Genomic DNA, 4,095 nt, shown 5'->3' with positions numbered 1-4,095 from the left:
CGGACTGTGTCGCTGAGGTCCTGGTAGTCCTCGCTGAGTTCAAAATCTGGCATTGGGTGACTCCWGTGTCGGGTGCGTTCGTCTGGTGCGGCTGTGGTGTTGCAGCTGTGGTGGGTTAGTCCGCGCCGAGCGCGAGGGCCGCTTCTTCGGCGGCGGCTTCGGCCTGCGAGGGGTTGGCCCCCGACGGTCCGTCCGGGGCTGCGGGGTGGATGGTGGCGAGGACCTGGTCTGCCTTCACGAGGTCGCCCGTGCCGATGCTGATGTGCACGGTCCCGTCCAGCGGCGCCACGAGCTGGTGCTCCATCTTCATGGCCTCCACCGAGAGCAGGACCTGGCCGGCTTCGACGGTGTCGCCGTTGCTGACGGAAACGGACACCACGGTGCCGGGCATCGGCGAGCGCACGGCCGGGTCGGCGGCACCCTCCTCGCGTTCGACGGCGGCGAGCACCCGGGCCAGCCGGGTTTCGCGGCTGAGCGGTTCGAGGCGGCAGGACCAGCCCCCGTTGCCGAGATAGACGAACTCCGGTGGGTTCTCCCGCGGGAAGTCCTGCCCGGACTGCACGTGCGCGAACCTCTGTTCCACGCCGTCGATATCGAAGAGGATGTTGTCGCTGGAGAGGCCGATCACCGACACGTCGTGCTCGGGGCCGCCGTCGACCCGCACCCGGGCGCGGCCGAGATCGATGTTTTCGACGAATGTCACCGCGACGGTAGAGAGACCGCCGCCGGGGGTGCCGAAGCTCATGGTCCACGGGGCCGGGACGCCCAGGCGCCAGCCGCGGGGGCTGTCCCACGGCGATCCCACGCCGGTGGGACCCTCGGCGAGAACCCAGAAGGGCAACGCCGCCGCCATCAGCTCCGCGTCGCCGGGGCGGCGGAACCTGAAGCCCAGCATCTTGCGTTCGATCAGGCCGGTGTCGAGGCGTCCGGCGCGGACGTCGGCGTCGTTGATCAGGAGCCGCAGGTATTCGACGTTGGTGTCCGGGCCCAGGACGGTATAGCGGGAGAGCGCCGTGTCCAGCTTCTCCAGGGCCGCGGCGCGGTCTTTGCCCCAGGCGATGACCTTGGCCACCATCGGGTCGTAGTCGCTGGAGATTTCCAGGCCGCGCCGCAGCGAGGAGTCGATCCGGATGTCCGGGTCCGCGGCCGCCGGCGTGGGTGCATCTGCGTCCTCCAGCAGGGTGAAGATCTCGCCCCGTTCATCGAGGAGCAGTATCTCGCCGCCGGAGGGCAGGAAATTCCGCTCCGGCACCTCGGCGTAGACGCGGGCCTCCACCGAGTGCCCGCTGAGGACGACGTCGTCCTGTTTGACGGTGAGTTCTTCGCCGGCGGCGATCCGCACCTGCCATTCGACGAGGTCGACGCCGGTGACCATCTCGGTGACCGGGTGTTCGACCTGCAGCCGGGTGTTCATCTCCATAAAGAAGAACTCGTCCGGGGCGTTGTCGGAGACCAGGAACTCCACGGTTCCGGCGCCGGAGTAACTGACGCTGCGGGCGGCCTGGCAGGCCGCCTGGCCGAGGCGGGCCCGGATTTCGGCGCCGTCGGGCAGGGACTCCAGCAGCGGGGACGGTGCTTCCTCGATGACCTTCTGGTGGCGGCGCTGCAACGAGCACTCGCGCTCCCCCAGATGGATGACGTTGCCGTGGTTGTCCGCCAGGACCTGCACCTCGATGTGCCGCGGGGTGGTGACGAGCCGCTCCAGGAACAGGGTGTCGTCGCCGAAGGCGCTGGCCGCGACCCGGCGGGCGGTGGCCAGGGTGGCTTCCAGGTCCTCGGCCCGTTCGACGATGTGCATGCCCTTGCCGCCTCCGCCGGCGGAGGGCTTGATCAGCAGCGGGAAGCCGACGCCGGCCGCAGCTTCGATCAGCTGCGCGTCGCTCATGCCGGGTTCGGCGATGCCGGGAACCACTGGCACGCCGTAGCCGGTGACGTGGTTCTTGGAGCGGATCTTGTCGCCCATGACGTTGAGTGATTCAACGCCGGGGCCGATGAAGGTGATGCCGGCCTGTTCCAGGGCGCGGGCGAAGTTGACGTTCTCGCTCAGGAAGCCGTAGCCGGGGTGCACGGCCTCGGCTCCGGTGTCGCGGCAGGCCTGGATGATGGCTTCGATCTTGAGGTAGCTTTCGGTGGCCGCGGCCGGTCCGATCCGGACGGCGAGGTCAGCGTCCCGCACGTGGCGGGCGCCGGCGTCGGCGTCGGAGTAGACAGCCACCGAACGGATGCCCAGGGCCCGCAGGGTGCGAATCACGCGGCAGGCGATCTCGCCGCGGTTGGCGACGAGCACGGTGCCGAAAAGGGGCTTTGCGGCGGGGGAAAATGTTGACGAAGAGATAGTCACTGCTGGCTCACATCCGGAACAGGCCGAAGGAGGTCTCCGGCAGCGGGGTGCGGGAGACGACGTCGAGCGCCAGCCCCAGGACGGTGCGGGTGTCCGCGGGGTCGATGATGCCGTCGTCCCAGAGGCGGGCGGTCGAGTAGTAGGGGCTGCCCTGGTCCTCGTACTGGGCCTTGATCGGGGCCTTGAACGCTTCCTCGTCCGCGGCGGACCATTCCTCGCCGCGGGCCTCGTACTGGTCCCGCTTCACGGTGGCCAGCACGCTGGAGGCCTGGTTGCCGCCCATCACGGAGATCCGGGACGCGGGCCACATCCAAAGGAACCGCGGCGAGTAGGCCCGGCCGCACATGGAGTAGTTGCCGGCGCCGAAGGACCCGCCGATCACCACGGTCAGCTTGGGCACGCGGGCGGTGGCGACGGCTGTGACCATCTTGGCGCCGTTCTTCGCGATCCCACCCTGCTCATAGTCCTTCCCGACCATGAAGCCGGAGAGGTTCTGCAGGAAGATCAGCGGGATACCGCGCTGGTCGCAGAGTTCAATGAAGTGCGCGCCCTTGAGTGCGGACTCACTGAACAGCACGCCGTTGTTGGCCACGATGCCGACCGGGTGGCCGTGGAGTTTGGCGAAGCCGGTGACCAGGGTGGTGCCGTAGTTCTTCTTGAATTCGTGGAAGCGGCTGCCGTCCACCAGCCGGGCGATGACTTCGCGGGCGTCGTACTGGGCGTTGACGTCGGTGGGGACCGCGCCGTACAGCTCTTCCGGATCGGCCAGAGGTTCGACGACGGTGTCCACGTCCCAGGCGGGCGCGGCCGGCTTCGGCAGCGTGGAGACGATGTCGCGGACGATCTGCAGGGCATGCTCGTCGTTCTCGGCCAGGTGGTCGGTCACGCCGGAGATCCTCGAGTGCACGTCGCCKCCGCCGAGTTCCTCSGCCGTGACGATCTCGCCGATCGCGGCCTTCACCAGCGGCGGGCCGCCCAGGAAGATSGTGCCCTGGTTGCGGACRATSACGGTCTCGTCGCTCATCGCGGGRACGTAGGCGCCGCCGGCGGTGCAGGACCCCATCACCGAGGCGATCTGCGGGATCTTCGCCGCGGACATCTGCGCCTGGTTGAAGAAGATCCGGCCGAAATGCTCCTTGTCCGGGAACACCTCGTCCTGTTTGGGCAGGAAGGCCCCGCCCGAGTCCACGAGGTAGATGCAGGGCAGCCGGTTCTCCAGCGCGATTTCCTGTGCGCGGAGATGCTTCTTCACCGTCATCGGATAGTAGGTGCCGCCTTTGACCGTGGCGTCGTTGGAGATCACCAGGACCTGGCGGCCGTGGACCAGACCGATCCCGGCGATCACTCCGGCGCCCGGCGAATCGCCGTCGTACATCCCGTCCGCGGCCAGCGGGGCGATCTCCAGGAACGGGCTGCCGTCATCCAGCAGCCGGTCGACCCGTTCCCGCGGCAACAACTTGCCACGGGCAACGTGCCGTTCCCGGGACTTTTCCGGCCCGCCCAGTGCGGCGGTGGCGAGACGCTCCTTCAGCTCCCGGGCCAAGCCGAGCTGCGCCTCGCGGTTCGCGGCGAAGGCGGCCGTACCCGTGTCCACCTGGCTGGCGATTGTCTCCATTGACTGCTTCCGTCCTGGGCCGTGGCGCCGGCGCGTGGTCCCGGCGGCCACCGGCAATTTCGGTTAGTACCGCATAACTGAGTTTTAGGTTAGTCTCTATTAACTGTGATGTCCACCACGGGACAGTCGAGACGAGGGA

Annotated in this window: 2 protein-coding genes; both read right to left on the bottom strand. The window is 68.3% G+C overall.

Annotated features, from left to right (window positions below; genetic code table 11):
- Window positions 1-115: 115 nt before the first annotated feature.
- Window positions 116-2,341 (bottom strand): acetyl/propionyl/methylcrotonyl-CoA carboxylase subunit alpha, encoded by a 2,226-nt coding sequence (locus AB4Y86_RS13495; protein ID WP_441402724.1) that lies wholly within the window; start codon window positions 2,339-2,341, stop codon window positions 116-118.
- 7 nt (window positions 2,342-2,348) lie between these two features.
- Window positions 2,349-3,956 (bottom strand): carboxyl transferase domain-containing protein, encoded by a 1,608-nt coding sequence (locus AB4Y86_RS13490; protein WP_441402723.1) that lies wholly within the window; start codon window positions 3,954-3,956, stop codon window positions 2,349-2,351.
- Between the last annotated feature and the right edge of the window lie 139 nt (window positions 3,957-4,095).

The organism is Arthrobacter sp. 2YAF22_2 (genome assembly GCF_052114645.1).
GTDB lineage: Bacteria > Actinomycetota > Actinomycetes > Actinomycetales > Micrococcaceae > Arthrobacter.
This window is presented reverse-complemented; position numbering and strand designations above follow the sequence as displayed.